Origin of the sequence: Paraburkholderia podalyriae, from assembly GCF_014397785.1 — a bacterium.
GTDB lineage: Bacteria > Pseudomonadota > Gammaproteobacteria > Burkholderiales > Burkholderiaceae > Paraburkholderia > Paraburkholderia podalyriae.
On sequence record NZ_VZQQ01000003.1, the window covers coordinates 107,588 to 125,426 of the forward strand.

Here is a 17,839-nt window from a genome sequence, read left to right on the forward strand (position 1 = left end):
GCGAACGCGTTGGTGGGGGCGATGGATCTGCGGATCAGTCGGCGCCGCCCGTGGGCGTGCGCGCCTGCGGATCCTCGTGCCACCACATCGTCGTGATCCAGCCCTCCGCGCCATAGTACAGCGGCAGCGTCTTCGGCCACGCGAGCCCGCGCTTGAACGCGACGCGATGCGTGCCGCTGTACCAGTGCGGCACCACATAGTAGCCATGCGTCAGCAGACGGTCGAGCGCGTGCGCGGCATCGGTCAGTTGCCCGCGCGTTTGCGCATGCACGAGCGCGCTCAACACCGCGTCGACGGCCGGCGACTTCAGGCCGATCGCGTTGTCCGAGCCGGGCGTATCGGCGGCCTTGCTGCCGAAGCGGGTGATCTGCTCGGAGCCCGGCACCTGCACGTCGGGCATGCGAATCGTCGTCACGTCGAAGTCGAATGCGTCGAGCCGCTTCTGATAGACCGCGAAGTCGGTGGTGCGGAAGTTCGCGGTGATGCCGAGCTTCTGCAGATTGCGCGTGAAGGTCGCGATGATCGGCTCCATCGACGAAGCCGAACCCGAGTCGTCGAGTATCTCGAACTGGAACGGCTCGCCCTTCGCATTGCGCAGCGAACCGTCGCGATAGGTCCAGCCGGCCTGCTGCAGCAGATCGCGTGCCTGCAGCAGGTTGGCGCGCAGCGACCCGGGCGGATCGGTGTCGGGCTGCTTCGGCACCGGCCCGAATACCGCCGGGTCGAGTTGGGCGCGAAACGGCTCGAGCAGCGCGAGCTCCCCTGGCGACGGCGGCCCCTTCGCCTGCCATCCGGTGTTGGCGAAATAGCTGTCGATGCGCGTGTACTGACTGAAAAACAGCTGGCGGTTCAGCCATTGAAAGTCGAGCGCGAGGTCGAGCGCCTTGCGCACCCGCACGTCCTGGAACAACGGCCGGCGCGTGTTGAGGAAAAAGCCCTGCATGCCGGTGCCGTTGTGCTGCGGGAACTCGCGTTTGATCAACTCGCCGCTGTCGAACTTCTTGCCGACGTCGCGCCGCACCCAGTTGCGCGCGATATATTCGACGAGCGCATCGTACTCGCCGGCCTTGAACGCCTCGAGCCGCGCGGTGCTGTCCGCATACAGCTTGTAGACGATGCGATCGAAGTTGTTCACGCCGACGCGCACCGGCAGATCGGCGCCCCAGTAGTGCGGGTCGCGCTTGAACGTGATCGTGCGGCCGTTGTCGTAGCTGTCGATCAGATACGGCCCGCTGCCGATTGGCTTTTCGAATGCGAGCTGGTCGAACGGAATGCGGCTGCCGTCCGGCTTCATCCCCCACTTGCGCGAGAACACCGGCATGCTGCCCGCGAGCAGCGGCAACTCGCGATTGCGCTCGCGAAACTCGAAGCGCACCGTGGCCGGATCGACGACGACCGCGCGCTTGATCTCGCTGAAAAGCGATGCGAACTGCGGCGCGGCCTGCGGGCTCTTCAATGTGTCGAGCGAGAACTTGACGTCGTCGGCGGTCACGGGATCGCCGTTCGAAAAGCGCGCGCGCGGATTGATGTGGAAGGTAACCGACAGGCCGTCCGGGGCGACGACGATGTCGTCGGCGAGCAGCCCGTAGGCGGACGCGACTTCATCGCTGCTGCCGATCGTCAGGCTCTCGAACATCGTCTCGAGGCCGGGCGCCGCATTGCCGCGCAGCGTGAACGGATTGAACTTGTCGAAGCTCGTCAGACGGCTCGGGTTCGCGAGCACGAGCGTGCCGCCTTTCGGCGCATCAGGATTGACGTAATCGAAGTGCCTGAAGCCGGCCGGATATTTTGGCTCGCCGTATTGCGCGATCGCATGCGCGGCATGCGCGTGCGGCGCGGCGAGCAGACTCACGCACAGCAGCGCGACGGCGAACGCGGCGCGCAAGGGTCCGTGGATCACGCTGTGTCGAAGTCCCTCAGGCGTTTGAACCCGTCGCGAGCCAGTTGTCATGGAGTCGTGCTGGTAAGTGGGCAGTGGCAATGTGGGGGATTCTACCCAATTAGCTTGCGCGATCTGGCGGCCGACTGCGACGGAATGCGCAGCGATATGTTTCAGCGCAAAAACAAAAACCGCCTCGAAAGGCGGTTCTGTTATCGCTGTGGCCGGTTGGCGCGCCGCGGTGTCGACGCTGTGCCGACTCAGTGCCAGCCGCGATGTTGGTCGTAGTGACCGCGCGCATAGTCGCCGCGACCCGGCGGATGGTGGCGATACCAGTCGTCGCGCGCCCAGTAGCGACGACCGTCCCAGTAGCGGTCGCCATGCCAGCCGACCACGATTTGCGGACCGCCGTAGTACACGGGAGCCGGCTGATAGATGACGGGAGGCGGCGGCGGAGGCGGCGGTGCGTAGACCGGAGCCGGTGCGACGTAGACCGGCGCGGGAATGCCGATATTGACCCCGATGTTAAGCCCCGCGGCCATCGCGGCACCCGATGCAGCCAACGTCAACACGCCGAGCATGAGCGGAACAACACGAGCGGACTTCATTGATCACCCTTGTAAGAACATGTTTTGTTGGCGGAAATATAGCGCAACACAGCACCTCGCGTATTTCAGGTTTGTAATAACTGATGCTGACAATCTCGTCCCCACGGCGGCGTAACGTGCGGTTACATCCGCCAGACGGTCGTGAAAAACCGCCGCCCGCGCGGGCGATGACCGTCCGCCTGCAGGCCTCACGCAAACGAACATTTTCTGTGTTCGAAAGAACATTTTGACCCGACATCCTGCGCTTCTGTCATCCGACCACCGGTTCGAACTCAAGCAAAAATCGTTAAATTTCCCCGAAAAATCAGTACATACATGCCGACAATTAATGGTTTCCCCGGATATCCGGTCTGTTTCCAAGTGGTAGGATGACTTCCAGCGAAAACCAATAAATGTTCGAATTCGCGCACAACCGAGCACGGCTTCCGAAAGCCATTGCTCCGTGCGCCACGGAGACTGATTTTGAAAACGATCAAGGGATTGCGCTGGTGGATCATCGCCCTCGTTTGCGTTGGGACGATTGTCAACTACCTGTCGCGCAACGCGCTCGGCGTGATGGCGCCCGAGCTGATGAAGCTGCTGCACATGAGCACACGGCAGTACTCGTACGTGGTCGGCGCGTTCCAGGTCGGCTATACGGTGATGCAGCCCGTCTGCGGCCTGATCATCGATCTGATCGGCCTGCGCCTCGGCTTCGCCCTGTTCGCGTGCCTGTGGTCGCTGACCGGCGTGTTCCACGGTTTCGCGGGCAGCTGGTTGTCGCTTGCGGCGTTGCGCGGCCTCATGGGCCTATCCGAAGCGGTCGCGATTCCGGCCGGCATGAAGGTCGTCGCCGAATGGTTTCCCGATCGCGAGAAATCGGTCGCGGTCGGCTATTTCAATGCCGGTACCTCATTTGGCTCGCTGCTCGCGCCGCCGCTCGTGGTGTTCCTGTCGCTGCGCTACGGCTGGCAAAGTGCGTTTGCGGTGACCGGCGCCCTCGGCTTCGTGTGGGCCGCCGCCTGGTTCGTGCTGTACCGCTCGCCCGCCGAGCACAAGCGCGTGAGCGACGCCGAGCGTAGCGCGATCGCCGAAGGCCAGGCACCGCCCGCGGCGCGCCGCGCGAGCGTGCGTGAAGTGCTGCGCACGCGCCGCTTTTGGGCGATCGCGCAAGCGCGCTTTTTCGCCGAGCCCGCGTGGCAGACGTTCAGCTTCTGGATTCCGCTGTATCTCGCCACGCAGCGTCATATGGATCTGAAGCAGATCGCGATGTTCGCGTGGCTGCCGTTTCTCGCCGCGGACCTGGGCGGTCTGTTCGGCGGCTATCTGTCGCCATTCCTGATGAAGCATTTTCGCGTGCCGCTGATCTGGTCGCGTATCTCGGGCGTCGTGCTCGGCGCGCTGATGATGATCGGGCCCGCATCGATCGGTCTGGTCGCGTCGCCGTACCAGGCCATCGCCCTCTTCTGCGTCGGCGGCTTCGCGCACCAGATGATCTCGGCGCTCGTCAACACGCTCGCCGCCGACGTATTCGATCCGGGCGAAGTCGGCACCGTCGCCGGCTTCGCGGGCATGGCCGCGTGGATCGGCGGCCTCGGCTTCTCGCTGATGGTCGGCGCGCTCGCCGATTCGATCGGCTACACGCCGCTGTTCGGCGCGCTCGGCGCGTTCGACCTCATCGGCGCGACGCTGCTGATCATCTTGATGCGCGGTGTGCCGCGCCACGGCCGCGCACGGCGCGCGGAGCTGAGCGTCAACACTGCTGCCTGACCTCCCTCGAAGACTCATCATGCCCTCATTGATCAATCTCAAACATCCGCCGCGCTTCGCGCTCGTCCCCACCGCGGGCAACCCGGTCGTGCTGACCGCGCAGCCGAATTGCCGCATCGAGCTGTTCGTGCTCGCCGAAGACATCATCCGCGTGCTCGTGCTGCCGGACGGCGCAACGCGCGGCCCGCGCACATGGGCGATCGCGCCCGGCGCGGACGACGTGCCGCTCGAAGGCCGCGAGCGCCACGACCTGAGCGGTTTCACGCCGCCGCCATTCACGGTGAACGAAGAAGCCGGGCACGTCGTGATCGAAACCGCACGCGTGCGCGTGAGCGTCGCGCTCGATGGCGGCGCCTGCGCATGGGACATCCTGCACGAAGGCACATGGCATCGCGTGATGAGCGATCGCAAGACCCAGGCGTACAACTTCGGCTGGTGGGACTCGCGCGTCTATCACTACGTCGAGCGCCGCCGCGACGAAATGTACGTGGGCCTCGGCGAGCGTGCCGGCTCGCTCGATCGCGCGCAGCAAAGCTACGAGATGCGCAACATCGACGCGATGGGCTACAGCGCGCGCACCACGGACCCGCTGTACAAGCACATCCCGTTCTACGTGACGTGGCAGCCGCAGACGTCGACGGGCTTCGGCCTGTTCTACGACACGCTCGCCGATTGCCGCTTCGACATGGGCCGCGAGCTCGACAACTATCACGGCCACTATCGGCACTTCATCGCCGAGCATGGCGACCTCGACTACTACTTCATCGCGTCGCCAGGTTCGCCGCTCGACGCCGTGCGCCGCTTCACGTGGCTCACCGGGCGTCCCGCATGGATGCCGAAGTGGGGCCTCGGCTACTCGGGCTCGACGATGAGCTACACTGACGCGCCGAACGCGCAAAAGCAGATGGGCGAATTCATCGAGCGGTGCCGCGAACACGACGTGCTGTGCGATTCTTTCCATCTGTCGTCGGGCTATACGTCGATCGGGCCGAAGCGCTACGTGTTCAACTGGAATCGTGACAAGTTTCCGGACATCGACGGCTTCGTGCAAAGCTATCTCGATTACGGCGTGCGCCTGTGCGCAAACATCAAGCCGTGTCTGCTGCAGGATCACCCGGCGTTCGACGACGTCGCCCAGGCCGGCCTGCTGATCGAAGCGCCCGATGGCGAGCCCGCATGGGTGCAGTTCTGGGACGAAGTCGGCGCGTATCTCGACTTCACGAATCCCGCGACGATCGACTGGTGGAAAGCGCGCGTGAAAGACGCACTGCTCAAATACGGCATCGCGGCCACCTGGAACGACAACAACGAGTTCGAGATCTGGTCGCCGCATTCGATCGCGCGCGGCTTCGGCAAGCCCTATCCGGCGCTTGAGGCGAAGGTATTGCAAACGCAGCTGATGATGCGCGCGTCGCGCGACGCGCAGCGCGAGCACGCGCCCGACAAACGGCCCTTCCTCGTGTCGCGCTCGGGCGGCGTCGGCATGCATCGCTACGTACAGACGTGGTCCGGCGACAACTACACGTCGTGGGAAACGCTGCGCTTCAATCTGAAGATGGGGCTTGGGCTCGCGATGTCGGGCGTGTCGAACTGCGGCCACGACATCGGCGGCTTCGCGGGTCCTGCACCGGAACCCGAGCTGTTCGCGCGCTGGGTCGCGTTCGGCATCTTCCTGCCGCGCTTTTCGATTCACTCGTGGAACGACGACGGCACCGTCAACGAACCGTGGATGCACCCCGAAGTCACGCGGCACGTCGCTGATCTGATCAAGCTGCGCTATCGCCTGATCCCGTATCTGTACGAGCTGCTGTGGCAATCGCATAGCGCGTACGAGCCGGTGCTGCGGCCGCTGTTCGCGGAGTTTCCGCACGATCCGCGCTGCCTCGTCGACGGCGACGACATGATGCTGGGCTCGTCGATGCTGGTCGCGCCGGTGGTCGATCCGGGCCAGAGCACGCGCGACGTGTACCTGCCGGCCGGTTCGCGCTGGGTGTCCTACTGGAGCGGCGAAGCGTTCGACGGCGGCCAGAGCGTCACGCTGCCCGCGCCGTTCGAGCGTCCGGTGTTCCTGCTGCGTGAAGGCGGCGTGATTGCGCTCAACATCGCGGAACAGCACTTCGGCCGTCCCGCCGACGAGCGCGCGTTCCTCGCGGTGCCGTATGCCGGCGCGGGCACCGCGCACGGCGGCTCCATCGTGGACGACGGCGAGACCGAAGCCTGGCGCGACGGCGAGCAAGGTCGCTGGAACGTCACGCTGACAGGCGACGCAAACACCTTGCGCGTGACGCTCGAGCGTCCGCAATGGATGCCGCGCGCGCAGCCGCAAGTTCGCGTGTTCGTGCCGATGCACGAAACACGCGCGATCGTCTGCACCAACGGCACGCTCGCAGCCGATCACATCGCGGACGGCTGGCGCTGCCTGACGATTTCATTGCCGCACTGAAACGCACCGAACAACAAACCGCACCGGCCCAAGGGATCGGGCCATCCATTCAGTCTGGAGACAGCCCAATCATGAAAACCACCCAGCGCGCGCGCACCCGCGCGTTCGTCCTCTGCTGCCTGCCGTTCGCGAGCGCCGCATGGTCCACCAGCGCGTCGGCGCAAAGCAGCGTCACACTGTACGGCGTCGTCGACAATGCGTTCGCCTACGTCAGCAACCAGAAGGGGCATTCGAACTTCTACATGAGCCAGGGCAACCTGCAAGCGAGCAAGTTCGGCTTTCTCTGCTCGGAAGATCTCGGCGGCGGCACGAAGGCGATCTTCCGGCTGGAGAGCGGCTTCAATTCACTGACCGGCGCGCAAAGCACTGCCGGCTACCTGTTCAATCGCCAAGCCTATGTCGGCCTCGCGAATGATCGCTACGGCACCGTGACGCTCGGCCGCCAGTACACGCCCTACTTCCAGATGGTCGGCGCGCTCGGGCCGACCGGCGTGCTGACCGGCGCGACCGGCGCGCACCCTGGCGATGTCGACGCCCTCGACACGACGCTGCGCTTCAATAATTCGGTAACCTACCTGTCGCCGACGATCGCGGGCCTGCAGGCAAGCGCGCAGTACGGTCTCGGCGGCGTGCCCGGCAGCGTCGCGAACGGCAGCCTGTTCAGCGCGGCGCTGCGTTATGACTTCCAGCCCGTGTCGCTCGCGGCCGGCTACGTGAAACTGAAGGACATCGCGACGAGCGCGGCGCTCGGCAGCTTCGCGATCAACTCGCCGGTCAACAACGGTTACGCGAGCGCGCGCAGCACGCAGCTGTTCGCCGCGGCCGGCCGCTACACATGGCACGATCTGATGGTGGGCCTCAACTACTCGAACGTGCAGTATGCGCCGGGCCACGGGTCGCTATTCCTCGACAAGGCCGTGTTCAACACTTACGGCGCGATTGCGACGTACCGGATCACGCCGAGCGTGACCGTCGGCGGCGGCTATAGCTTCACCCAGGCGAGCAAGGCGAACGGCATCACCGATCCGGCGCACTATCATCAGATCTCGCTCGAACAGACCTACAGCCTGTCGACGCGCACCACGCTGTACGCGCTCGAGGCCTATCAGCGTGCGAGCGGCAAGTCGCTGATCGCGTCAGGCACCGGTGTGACCATCGCCGACGCGGTCGCGGTGGTCGGCGACTCGCAGAACACGACGCCGTCGTCCGGTCCATCGCAGTTCGTCGGGATGGTGGGGCTGCGGCACGCGTTCTAAACGATACCGTTGCCGTCAGTGGCGCGACCGGCGCGACCGGTTCCATCGTGTCGACTCGTTGCGGGTTGCGTTGAACAGCGGTCCGCGTCTTCAGTTGTGGCGGCGCGTCGATCACGCCGTACCTCGCTTGCAGCGGATCGCGCTCGTACGTGCGCAGCGTGCCGAGCGCATCCGACCCGTCGGTACCGATCCGGCTGCCGACGCGATAACCAATCCGCGTCGGCGCCAGCGCTCACGCGTCGTTGGCTGCGACGCGAAAATCCTAAATCGTCCCAAACCAGAACGCATCGGCTTATAACTATTTTTATTGACTAGCTCCGCGAAGGCAGCATGTATTCAAACAACTCGCGGTCGTTGGCAAAGCCGAGCTTTTTCATCCCCTGCTTGCGCTGGGTACTGACGGTTTGCAGGCTCCGATGACTTAATGCCGCGATTTCGCTGATACTCATGCCGCTGACATACAGACGCAGCACTTCTCCTTCACGCGCCGACAGACGTCCGACTTTCCTCGCGTCGAGTTCTTCGCAATGGTTAATACCGGCGATGCGCCGCACCGATGGCGCGACATAGGATTGGCCGCGTGAAACGGAACGCACCGCGCTAACCAGTTCTTCCGGCGTGTCGCTTTTCAGCAGCACGCCATGCGCCCGCGATCTGATTACCGCTCTCAACAACGGAGGATTGGTGAGCGTGGTGACGAAGATGACTTTCGTGGACGGATAGGTCCTGCGCAGCAGTGCCATCAGGGAGGTACCGTCCCTGTATATTTTCCCCGGGATCTCGAAATCGCTGAGCAGCACGTCGACCTCTTTTTCCCGAAGCAATTCGACGATTGCGGTGGAGTTCTCCGCCTCGCCAACCACGCTCAAGCCAGCTTGCCTTCCGAAAATACATCGCATTCCTATCCGCAGAATCGAATTGCCATCCGCGATAGCGATCTTAGTAAGCAAAACTCACCTCCAGACGATGGTTATCGATCACCACTGCATCTTTTCAGACTGACTTCCACATCTCTACTGAAAATCATAACGCCCCTTCATTCATAAAATCAGCATCGACAAATGGATAAAAACACCTTGTTTAGACGACTGGAATTCGAGATGAACTTATGCAATCAGCATCAACATAGCTGATCTTTACTTGCCCGGATAGCTGGATGAAGGTGGTGACCGCCCGCGATGCCCTACTAGCGCGTATTGTGAGGTGCGCCCGGCAAAATGCGAGATAGTATAAGCACGAAATATCTGTCAATAAGTGCAAACGTCGGACTGACATCGATTGATGTACACAGACACAATTTGTGTTCACGCGTTGATATTTGATTGGTGCTGCATCGCAGCTTAAAAATTTATCGCGAAATTTGAATGAACTTGCGGACAGCCGCATTGCGTCCGTAGAGGACTGTGCGTAAAGCAACACCTGCGGGTGCATCGGGAGTCTGCGCAGGCCGGACGGGTAGATGCAGCGTGTAGGTCCGGTGAGTGCGACGCGGCATTTGCGCCACGAGGCGAATGATGCTCGGCGCAACGCCATACAGATGCCACTACCTTTCGAGTTTGTCTGTGGACCGGCTTGGCGCGCCAACGGCGCCACGTATCGATCAGTAGACCTGCATATCAACGCGGGACATAGTCATACGTGGCGGCGAGATCAAAACCCAAAAAAGACCCCGCAAAAACAAAAACCCCGCAGAGCCTAGACTCTGCGGGGTTCCACCGCCACTTCTGGCGGAGACGGAGGGATCGCGATGTTCGAGGCAAACCCATGCTGGGTTTGACTCCCAACTTTTCAGTCGGAGGCCACCCCTACTCACACCCCCACTTCGTCCAGCCACTGATTTTCCCACAATATGAAAAAATCGGACCTGCATGCTCGCTCACACCACGCTTCGCAACCACCTGCCGCAGTCTGGCGCAACACCTTATTTACCAAACGACGAGACTTGGCGGCGACCAAGGGTGCGCTGGCCAACGCCCGAAATAAAACAGCCCGCACATAGGCGGGCTGTCAAAAAGGCGGGGCGGAGAATACTGCGGAACAACGTCCAGGCCAGCAAACCCTGACCCCTTTTTTCTGTCGCTGAAGCGATAAGCCTCAACTGCGAGGCTAGAATAACGCTTTTCTCCAGACCTTGCAAGCCAATGCGTCTTGACCTCCGCATCGCCGCCGCTCACGGACTCACGCGCCGTCAGCACTTCTTCTGCGAGTGCTGGTTCAACCTCGTTCATGAAGCGTCCCTCGACGCATTCCGCGTAAGGGCAATGAACCCGCTCAATGTTCTGCGCGAACTGCTCAAAATGATCAACGTTGATCATGCGGGCGAAAGCGACATAGGCCGGGTGGCCGCCGAAGCACAGGCAATCCTAGCCGAATCAATTGTACTGAAAGACGTAGCGTTTGTTCCGAGTCACACCCACCTGGTGGCCCTGCTTGATGGAGCCAAGCCGGCGAACTTCAACCAGGCAAGCGAGGGCGACGCGAGCAAAGCCTGGGGAGTAGCGTTGATGAAGCAGCGCTCGCTCGTGGACGCCTTCGGTCGAGAGCTTGAGAAAGCGATTGAGATCCACTTCGTTCCGGCCAGCGTAGCGTGGTTGACTCGCGAACTGGCAGTACCGGAAGCCGCCGGCGGACTTGGCACAACCCCGCAGGAATTCGAGAAAATCGAAAGCGTGCTGGGGATGCTCCTCAGTACGCTGATCAACCGGGGCTGGAGCATTGAATCGTTGTTTATGCTGTACCGCCTGATGCTTCTGCCCAATCCCAACAGCAATGATGGTGCGACGCCCTATCGTTTTGATACGGCATTCCAGGCGGTATGCGAGCGGCTCAGCGCCTCCCCCAAGCCTTATCGCATCACGTTTGCGATCAGTAACGTGAGCAAACCGGAACAGTTTCCGGAACAAGTCGGCGACATCGAATTTCAACCTACGCCGCCCGACCTTGGGATCAATTCCAGCAACTACGTGAAGCGCTACGCAAAGTCCGGCGGAGGAAGACTTTTCGCGTCAATGACCGTCCCGGCACAGGATGGGCGCATTGCCGGATCGATTGCGAGCGACCGGATCGGGCAGGTACTGGACGTCGTCCGGTACGACTATGAGCGCAAAAACGTTCAACTCGCGGACAGCTTCCTCGTACAGAAGCAGGACAAGCATATGTTACTGCGTCTGCCCGGCACGGTGCCGAATCCTGACTCGTCGCTCAGCGCGGCACAACTGGACGAATTTATGCGTCGGCTACAGGATCTGGTCGGCAGCGGCACACTGTCCTCTGACGCGAAGGACCGGATCTATTCCGCGTTTCGACTCTACCGCATTGGCGCCGATACGCCGAATTTTGAGAACAAGCTCGTGAACTGGTGGACGGCCGTGGAATTCCTGATCAAGGGAAGCGGCGCAGGCGGAGGAGGCATCGGTGCTGGCGTCGAGCAATCGCTTGCACCGACGGTGACGCTTTCCTACCTACCGAAACACCTGCTCGCCCTCCGCGCGGTACTAATTGACCTCGGAATCGACCTGCGAGACAGCGCTGGACAGCCGATCGAACTCAAGCGTATTGGGCTCGCGAGATTCTATGAGCTGCTTCACGAAAAAGCGCATCGCGATGAGATCGAGCGAATCTGCCGCGATCGGCCATTCATCTGGTTTCGGACAACCCGTTTCCTTGGCGTCGCGCTGGATTGCAAAAAACTGGCTGCAGCTCTTGCGAACCACGAGCGCCGTGTACGCTGGCATGTGCAGCGAATCTATCGTGCTCGATGCGACATCGTTCACAGCGCGCAAAGGATGGTGGATGCAACGCTCTTGTGCGCGAATCTGGAGTTCTACCTCAAGACGGTTCTGTCGACTTTTCTCGAGGCATTACACCGCCATTCCACACTGCGCAGCCCGCGAGAGTTTTTCGACCGGCAGGAATACGCCTATCGGCAAATTGTTACCGATCTGAAGGCCGATAGTACTGCTTCACTGGCAACAATGCTGGCCAACAAAGACGCCGTTAGTGCAGCCACCGCGTAGACTCGCGCTCGACCAAGGCTAGGTTCGCATATTACTTTCAGGAGAGGCTGTGGCACTTGAAGATGACCTCAGGAGTTGGGTGAAGGATACGTTTCGCCTTCAATGGGACGAAGAAACAACCACTGCAGTGCCCAACGCTGAGGATCTCAGGCTCAACACAAACCATGCAAAGGATCTCGAAGAGGCTGTCGTACTCTACGCAGATCTCGACGGCTCAACAGACATGGTCGACAACTATAAGTGGTGGTTCAGCGCGGAGATCTACAAGACGTTTCTCAAGTGTTCGGCCGACATCATCAAAAGTGAGGGCGGCACGATTACAGCATACGACGGTGATCGCGTCATGGCCGTCTATACCGGCGATTCAAAAAATACGTCGGCTGCTCGTACTGCGCTCAAGATCAACTATTGCGTGAGCCAGATCATCCAGCCAGCGCTCGAAGAGCAATACAGCACGACGGATTTTGTGCTCAGACACGTGGTCGGAATCGATCGGAGTCAACTGCGTGCCGCACGAATCGGCGTGCGTGGCGACAACGACATCGTGTGGGTCGGGAGAGCCGCAAACTATGCCGCGAAGCTGACGAATCTTCCGGGAAAGCCCACCCGCATTACGGAAGCCGTCTACAACAGACTGAGCAATGATCTGAAAGAGACGGACGGCCAGAACATGTGGATCTGCGAGTACTGGAAGGAAAAGGACATGAATATCTACACGTCCACATGGCGCTGGGGCAGTTGCTAGGCGGCACTTCACAGCACCCGCCCGCTGGTTTCCACGAGAGCTCCCAAGCCCCGGGGCCAGACAGGTTGCAATCTCAAATTGGGGTAATGCGCCATCACGCCTAAAGTCAGATTCGCGGTCCCATCTGCTGGATATACTTACGCAATTCGTTACACGCAGGGGCAAACCTCGCCTCCGTATCTCGTTTCTGGTCGAACACGTACGGAATGGTTGTGATGCCCTTCATATCACTGGGGAGCTTGACACCCTCCCCGCGCGGCTCCATCAGGATGGCCCGGTTCAAACCCAGTTTCCCCATGGCAAGCCCAAGCTCGAAAATGACGTTGTCACGCGGCGCCGGCCAGTCGACGCCGCGGCTGGTCGTAACGTCATCTGTGTGAGCGATGGCAATCGCGAAATCACATTGCTCGAGTTCGCTTTCCAGAGACGTGAGCGTGTAAAACGTGACCCTGAACACGCCCTGGTGCCAGGGGACGATCACAAACGGATCGTGAGCAAACTGATCCTGTAACGCCCGAGTCACCGGGATAGCCTCCGCCGACGAGATGAGGAGAACGCGAACGAGGTCGCGCTTCTTGCTGACGAACCGGTTGCGCTCGCGCAATCGCTCGGCGAGTTCTTTCGCCATCCGGCGCCAGAGGTCCGGATAGCGGGCACCGAGATCACTTAGCTGTGGCTCCGTGACCCTAGCGACGAGCGAGTCCTCAGCCGCAACTACCGTAGCTGCACGCTTCGCAGTCGGATCGATCGCCGCCATCTCCCCGACCGCGACTCCGGCGGATCGCTGCTGAACGACTGTCGCATTCACGACCACGTCGAGCTTACCCGCGATAATGAAGTAGATGTCGTTATCGAGAGCGTCCTGCTCGATAACGGCCGCTCCCTGCTCCACTGCGAGAAACTCTGCGACATCCGCAAGCTCCGTCGCCAGGGCCTGATCGCCCCCGACCAGCTTCTGCGTCGAAAAAGCCTCAACGCGATGACGCTTTCCCTGCTCCCCTAAAAAACGCTCCAGCATCGTCTATCCTCTCCTGTATCGCCACCCCGGATCCTGGAATCCACCCCCACGCGATCTGTGACCCCAGCCGATCGCCTTCAACCGCCAGACGCGTCCACCGCACGGAACCTCCATCCTGCGCATCACGACGGCTGGCATCGTCGCATTCGGACCCCGCGGGCGCCTTCCAGTTCGTTCAACTCGGCCGTGGGATCCAGCGGCAAAAGCATCAAGCCACCCGCCGTCGTTCCCGGGTTCGCACCGACTATCCGACAATGTAGTGAATGTCTTGCGACTGCAGCACGCCCAGAAATTCGTCCGGCACGCTGGAAAAGATCACGAGGCCATCGATCCCGGCGCTCTCAGGTGGCTCGGAGACAATCGTCCACCCCTGCCCGCGGCGCCACGCTACGAAGATCTCCCGCACCCGCCTTGCCTGACTCGCATCAACGGATATTCTCGACATCACAAGTCCCTCTTCCTAGCCCATCTTGCCCATAACGTCGGCCACAAGCGCGTTGATCCGACCTGCGGCACGCTTCAATGCATTGATAGCATCACCCGGCTGCTGGTTCTCGGCCGCCAGGTGAGCCACCTGCAACTCTGCTTCGGCGTTCGACAGCAACTGCCTACGGCTCTCATCAAGTGCGCCAGCCGCCGCGAATTCACGTTCTGCCCGCACCCACGCGGCTCGAAGCGCCATGTGTATCTGCCCAACATCGGCCTTCTCAACGTTTCCATACAGCTGGTTAAAGACGTCGGCCAGTTCACTGGCCACCGCCACGGCTGATCTTTGAGCAGCACCGTTATACATGTCTTACTCCCTGTCACGTTCATTTCGATAGCGCCGCTGCATCACGCCTTCACGGATGCACAAAATCACGCAACGCGCCAACCTGCCTCTCCATCCTCTTTGCGTCAACACAAGTGACGCCCGCTTGCAGTGGCCATTGTTCCGACCTCGAAAATCGAGCATGACCGCAGCGGAAAAACGGGATAAAGCATAGCCTGAAAGCTCAAGGACTGCCCCCAATGATGCCACGCCCATAGTCGGCAAATTCATCCCGAAAGAGTTGCTCCGAAATCCGGACCGCTTCCGGGTACCGGGATTGAACCTGCCCGCCCAGTTGCCATTCCCCGCCTCGCGCGCTGAACACAGGACCTGTTACATCATTGATACTGCTACTGTTGATTGCACAACAAAATTCCTCGAATGCTTCTACGGAGACGATTGCGTAAGGGACCTCACTCTGGATCCCAGACAACCCCTTCCTTTCGAGCTGCTCTTCAATCCTGGCATGCAGATCAAACCAGGCTTGCGGACTAAGCAGATTCCAGTCTGCCAAAGTGACAACAAGGTTCATCGACGGCAACGCATTTTTCTTCCAATGCGTCTGTCCGTGCAACGCCAGCCGGATATTCCGATAGTTTTGAACGACAGCGCCCGCCAGAACGTCGAGTTCCTCGTCGAGATCGTTCTGGCTCGCGGCCACGCGTCCGCGCAGTGCCAGGCGTTTCGTCTTGCATTCCACAAACACGTTACCCGTAGCGTCGGAAAGGATGAAGTCCGCTCCGTGATTGATTTTCTTTCCGACGAAAAATGGGCGCTCACGATCGACGACAATATGGCCGGACGAGCACGCCCTCTCGATTACCCGACCTGCGTATCCTTCGAACGCACATCCGAACGCATTGCCAAACTCCGGCTGCCCGAGCAGCAGATAAAAAATGCCATCCGTGAATCGGGCCATTGCCCTTTCCGGCTCGGGACAGTACACCCGCTCGGGGTGCAACGAATCCAGGCTGACCAGCGGCTTGTCATCGAGAAAATTGAAGGTGTACTGCCAGGTATGGTCGAAGCGCCGTGCGTCGTCAAGCGACGCACGAGCCAAAGAAAAATGGCCACTCATCCGATCGAAGAACTTGTCTCTTGACGAGTCGCGAACTCCCAGTCGCGTCAGGTCAAGGTTCGTCACGAATCGCGGCCCCTTGGAAAACTGTGTATATGTCACGAAGCCGAGGATCGAGTACTCCCGCGCGGACATCTCTAGCGCTTTTTCAAACATGGGGGCTACTGCAGCATGCTCATAAAGCAGGACATACCGCATGAACTTCGAAACGGAAAACCGTCTCTGCGAAGGCAATTGCTGCTGGCCGATACGGTGCAGTTCGAGCTGAAACGTATCCTGGGTTACGCCCGACACCTTGTCGCTGAAGGCCATGATCGCATTCACCGCGGCGGCAAGATCCTGCCAGCGAGACAGATTCCGACCTTCGCCTCGCAGTGTCCCGTTCAACAGCAGCTCGCGACACAGCAAACTCAACTGAAAAGGAAAGATTTTCGTGCGGAGATCGGGAAAAGGGCATCCGCTGATGCCGTGATCCCCGTAGCCCGACACGTGGCGAGATAGCTGCCAGACGACGGGCAGAGAATCTTCCAGAGGAAATCCCCGCATCAGATGGCGCAGCGGCTCGTATTCGGCGTCCACGACGCAGTGCTCGCCTTCCATCTACAGTGCCCAGCCAATTTCACGCAGAACAAAGCTGGTCGCGTGGACCGCAAGCGCTGCGTCCTCGTCAGAAATTTCGCGCAGACCATAACGATGACGCTCGTTGTCCTTTGCACGCGGATGAAGCGAGTTGACAACCTCCAGCGTCGAGCGCAGCAGCCACCGGCTGTCCTGGCCAAACTGCCGCTGGATGGCCTTGATACAACGTGCAAGGTCCTCGCAGAGCAGCCCACTGTCACCGGAGAGCTGGTACAGCCATCGCGAAACCAGGACAACACAGAGATTCCGGCACTGGTCCACGACCGACGTCGGTAACTCCCGATATGCGGCATTCAGCACGCGTTCGAACGCCTGCTTCACCTGCGCAAGGTTCTCGGGATGAATTTTCGATTCATCCAGCGCGGGGAGAATTCCCATCGCCGACTCGGCGCGCAGCGTGACGAGCACGTCCTGGCTGACCGTCGACTCGGTTTGCAGCACGCGCCACATCGAGAACGATCCGGCATCACCGATTGCCAGTCGCATCCCCTCGCCCCCTCGCGGCCGGCTCAATAGCTCGGAGCAGTGAATGTAGACGCATAATTGCTTCGGGACGCGCCCATCGCTTCGACCTGCCCCGTAGTCAGACGATGCAAAGGGATGGACGTCGACCAGCACCGATTCCCAGCCCGAGTTGCCAAACGATTGAAAGATCCGGCCGCGCCGCACGCGAGAAACTGGATCGAACGATTCCTCCCGGAAGATCCAGGAAAAGGGATCATGGTCCAGGCCCCTGGGCATATTGCCCAGGTCCGACAGGGATTCAATGAGCCTGCATTGCGACACGACAGGCGTCGGTACCGCGAGATATCGTGGCGCGTCCTTTCCCTCGTAGACTTGCCCCGTATTCCGTTCAATCCCCAATCGAGACATGACCGTTATCTCCCCTAGAACTTTGTGTAGCTCGCCAGCGCCAACGCCCATGGAACGATCGCGAAGGCGGACCAGACATACGCCCGACGCAGCGACGCGAATTTCTGCGTCAGGATGACCGAGTTGCGCCAGCTCTGCGAGAGGAGATCCTCCGTCAGGGCAGTTGAACTGAGTCGCGAGAACGCCGCGATAAAGTCCTGTTCGCCACGGGCTGAAATCTCGCGAAAATAGACGAGTGAGCCCGCGCCGCCTGCCAGGTTCGGGAACGAGCCGCGGTACAGATGGTACGAACTGAACCCCAGCAGCATCACGAACAGGACGATCAGCCCCCAAAGCACATAGGGCGGAAACGTCGCAGTGCCGACTGCTGTCACTCGCGTGAACAGCACGCCCAGCATCCCGACATTCGCGCCAAGCACAACCGACAGCTTCGTGTCGACCCGCGAAAAGAAGCTGAGCTGCGTATTTCGGCGAACGTGATCAGCGATTTCGGTTGAACGTGATCAGTGGTTCCGATTGATGGTGATCGGCCGTTTCGGTCGAAGGTGATCGCTGATCACCGGTTTCCGAAACGAGCGATCATCTTGCCGAAACGGGTGATCACGTTCCCGGAATGAGTGATCAGCGAACCGAAACAGCTGATCACGCGACCGAAACGGGATGGCCGTTCCGGCTCGGCGGTGGTGTTGCGCATGTGATCAACGACGGGCGTTAGCCTTGTCTC

15 protein-coding genes are annotated in these 17,839 nt (G+C 60.7%); 5 read left to right on the forward strand and 10 right to left on the reverse strand.

Annotated features, from left to right (window positions below):
* Positions 1-34: 34 nt before the first annotated feature.
* Both F6X42_RS04390 and F6X42_RS04395 read right to left on the reverse strand, forming a co-directional pair.
* On the reverse strand, positions 35-1,951 hold the full coding sequence (locus F6X42_RS04390) for an extracellular solute-binding protein (RefSeq protein WP_187633039.1): 1,917 nt from the start codon (positions 1,949-1,951) through the stop codon (positions 35-37).
* Positions 1,952-2,139: 188 nt separating this feature from the next.
* Positions 2,140-2,487: a hypothetical protein gene (locus tag F6X42_RS04395; protein ID WP_187633040.1), complete on the reverse strand. Its 348-nt coding sequence runs from the start codon at positions 2,485-2,487 to the stop codon at positions 2,140-2,142.
* A 462-nt stretch (positions 2,488-2,949) separates the two neighbouring features.
* Between F6X42_RS04395 and F6X42_RS04400 the strand changes: the two genes are divergently transcribed.
* The 3 genes from F6X42_RS04400 to F6X42_RS04410 all read left to right on the forward strand — a co-directional run bounded on the left by F6X42_RS04400 (position 2,950) and on the right by F6X42_RS04410 (position 7,935).
* Positions 2,950-4,236 carry an MFS transporter gene (locus F6X42_RS04400; RefSeq protein WP_187633041.1) on the forward strand — a complete coding sequence of 429 codons (1,287 nt, stop codon included), beginning with the start codon at positions 2,950-2,952 and terminating at the stop codon, positions 4,234-4,236.
* 19 nt (positions 4,237-4,255) lie between these two features.
* Positions 4,256-6,679, forward strand: a complete 2,424-nt coding sequence (locus tag F6X42_RS04405; protein WP_187633042.1) for a glycoside hydrolase family 31 protein — start codon at positions 4,256-4,258, stop codon at positions 6,677-6,679.
* Positions 6,680-6,750: 71 nt separating this feature from the next.
* Positions 6,751-7,935 carry a porin gene (locus tag F6X42_RS04410; RefSeq protein ID WP_187633043.1) on the forward strand — a complete coding sequence of 395 codons (1,185 nt, stop codon included), beginning with the start codon at positions 6,751-6,753 and terminating at the stop codon, positions 7,933-7,935.
* 311 nt (positions 7,936-8,246) lie between these two features.
* On the opposite strand, the gene F6X42_RS04415 is transcribed toward F6X42_RS04410, so the two are convergent.
* On the reverse strand, positions 8,247-8,885 hold the full coding sequence (locus F6X42_RS04415; protein WP_187633044.1) for a response regulator: 639 nt from the start codon (positions 8,883-8,885) through the stop codon (positions 8,247-8,249).
* Between the two features lie 1,191 nt (positions 8,886-10,076).
* On the opposite strand from F6X42_RS04415, the gene F6X42_RS04420 reads away from it, so the two are divergent.
* On the forward strand, positions 10,077-11,951 hold the full coding sequence (locus F6X42_RS04420) for a hypothetical protein (RefSeq protein ID WP_187633045.1): 1,875 nt from the start codon (positions 10,077-10,079) through the stop codon (positions 11,949-11,951).
* Positions 11,952-12,000: 49 nt separating this feature from the next.
* On the forward strand, positions 12,001-12,696 hold the full coding sequence (locus tag F6X42_RS04425; RefSeq protein WP_187633046.1) for an adenylate/guanylate cyclase domain-containing protein: 696 nt from the start codon (positions 12,001-12,003) through the stop codon (positions 12,694-12,696).
* Positions 12,697-12,802: 106 nt separating this feature from the next.
* Here the strand turns inward: F6X42_RS04425 and F6X42_RS04430 are convergent, their stop codons facing one another.
* The 7 genes from F6X42_RS04430 to F6X42_RS04460 all read right to left on the reverse strand — a co-directional run bounded on the left by F6X42_RS04430 (position 12,803) and on the right by F6X42_RS04460 (position 17,809).
* On the reverse strand, positions 12,803-13,714 hold the full coding sequence (locus F6X42_RS04430) for a TIR domain-containing protein (RefSeq protein ID WP_187633047.1): 912 nt from the start codon (positions 13,712-13,714) through the stop codon (positions 12,803-12,805).
* Positions 13,715-13,958: 244 nt separating this feature from the next.
* On the reverse strand, positions 13,959-14,159 hold the full coding sequence (locus F6X42_RS04435) for a hypothetical protein (protein WP_187633048.1): 201 nt from the start codon (positions 14,157-14,159) through the stop codon (positions 13,959-13,961).
* A gap of 15 nt (positions 14,160-14,174) precedes the next feature.
* Entirely contained in the window at positions 14,175-14,507 is a 333-nt protein-coding gene (locus tag F6X42_RS04440) for a hypothetical protein (RefSeq protein WP_187633049.1), read from the reverse strand.
* A 202-nt stretch (positions 14,508-14,709) separates the two neighbouring features.
* Complete coding sequence (locus F6X42_RS04445) at positions 14,710-16,203, reverse strand: hypothetical protein (protein WP_187633050.1); 1,494 nt, start codon at positions 16,201-16,203, stop codon at positions 14,710-14,712.
* Complete coding sequence (locus F6X42_RS04450; RefSeq protein ID WP_187633051.1) at positions 16,204-17,115, reverse strand: hypothetical protein; 912 nt, start codon at positions 17,113-17,115, stop codon at positions 16,204-16,206.
* A gap of 14 nt (positions 17,116-17,129) precedes the next feature.
* Positions 17,130-17,603 carry a Pycsar system effector family protein gene (locus tag F6X42_RS04455; protein ID WP_512699617.1) on the reverse strand — a complete coding sequence of 158 codons (474 nt, stop codon included), beginning with the start codon at positions 17,601-17,603 and terminating at the stop codon, positions 17,130-17,132.
* Between the two features lie 68 nt (positions 17,604-17,671).
* On the reverse strand, positions 17,672-17,809 hold the full coding sequence (locus F6X42_RS04460; RefSeq protein ID WP_175891702.1) for a hypothetical protein: 138 nt from the start codon (positions 17,807-17,809) through the stop codon (positions 17,672-17,674).
* Positions 17,810-17,839 lie beyond the last annotated feature (30 nt).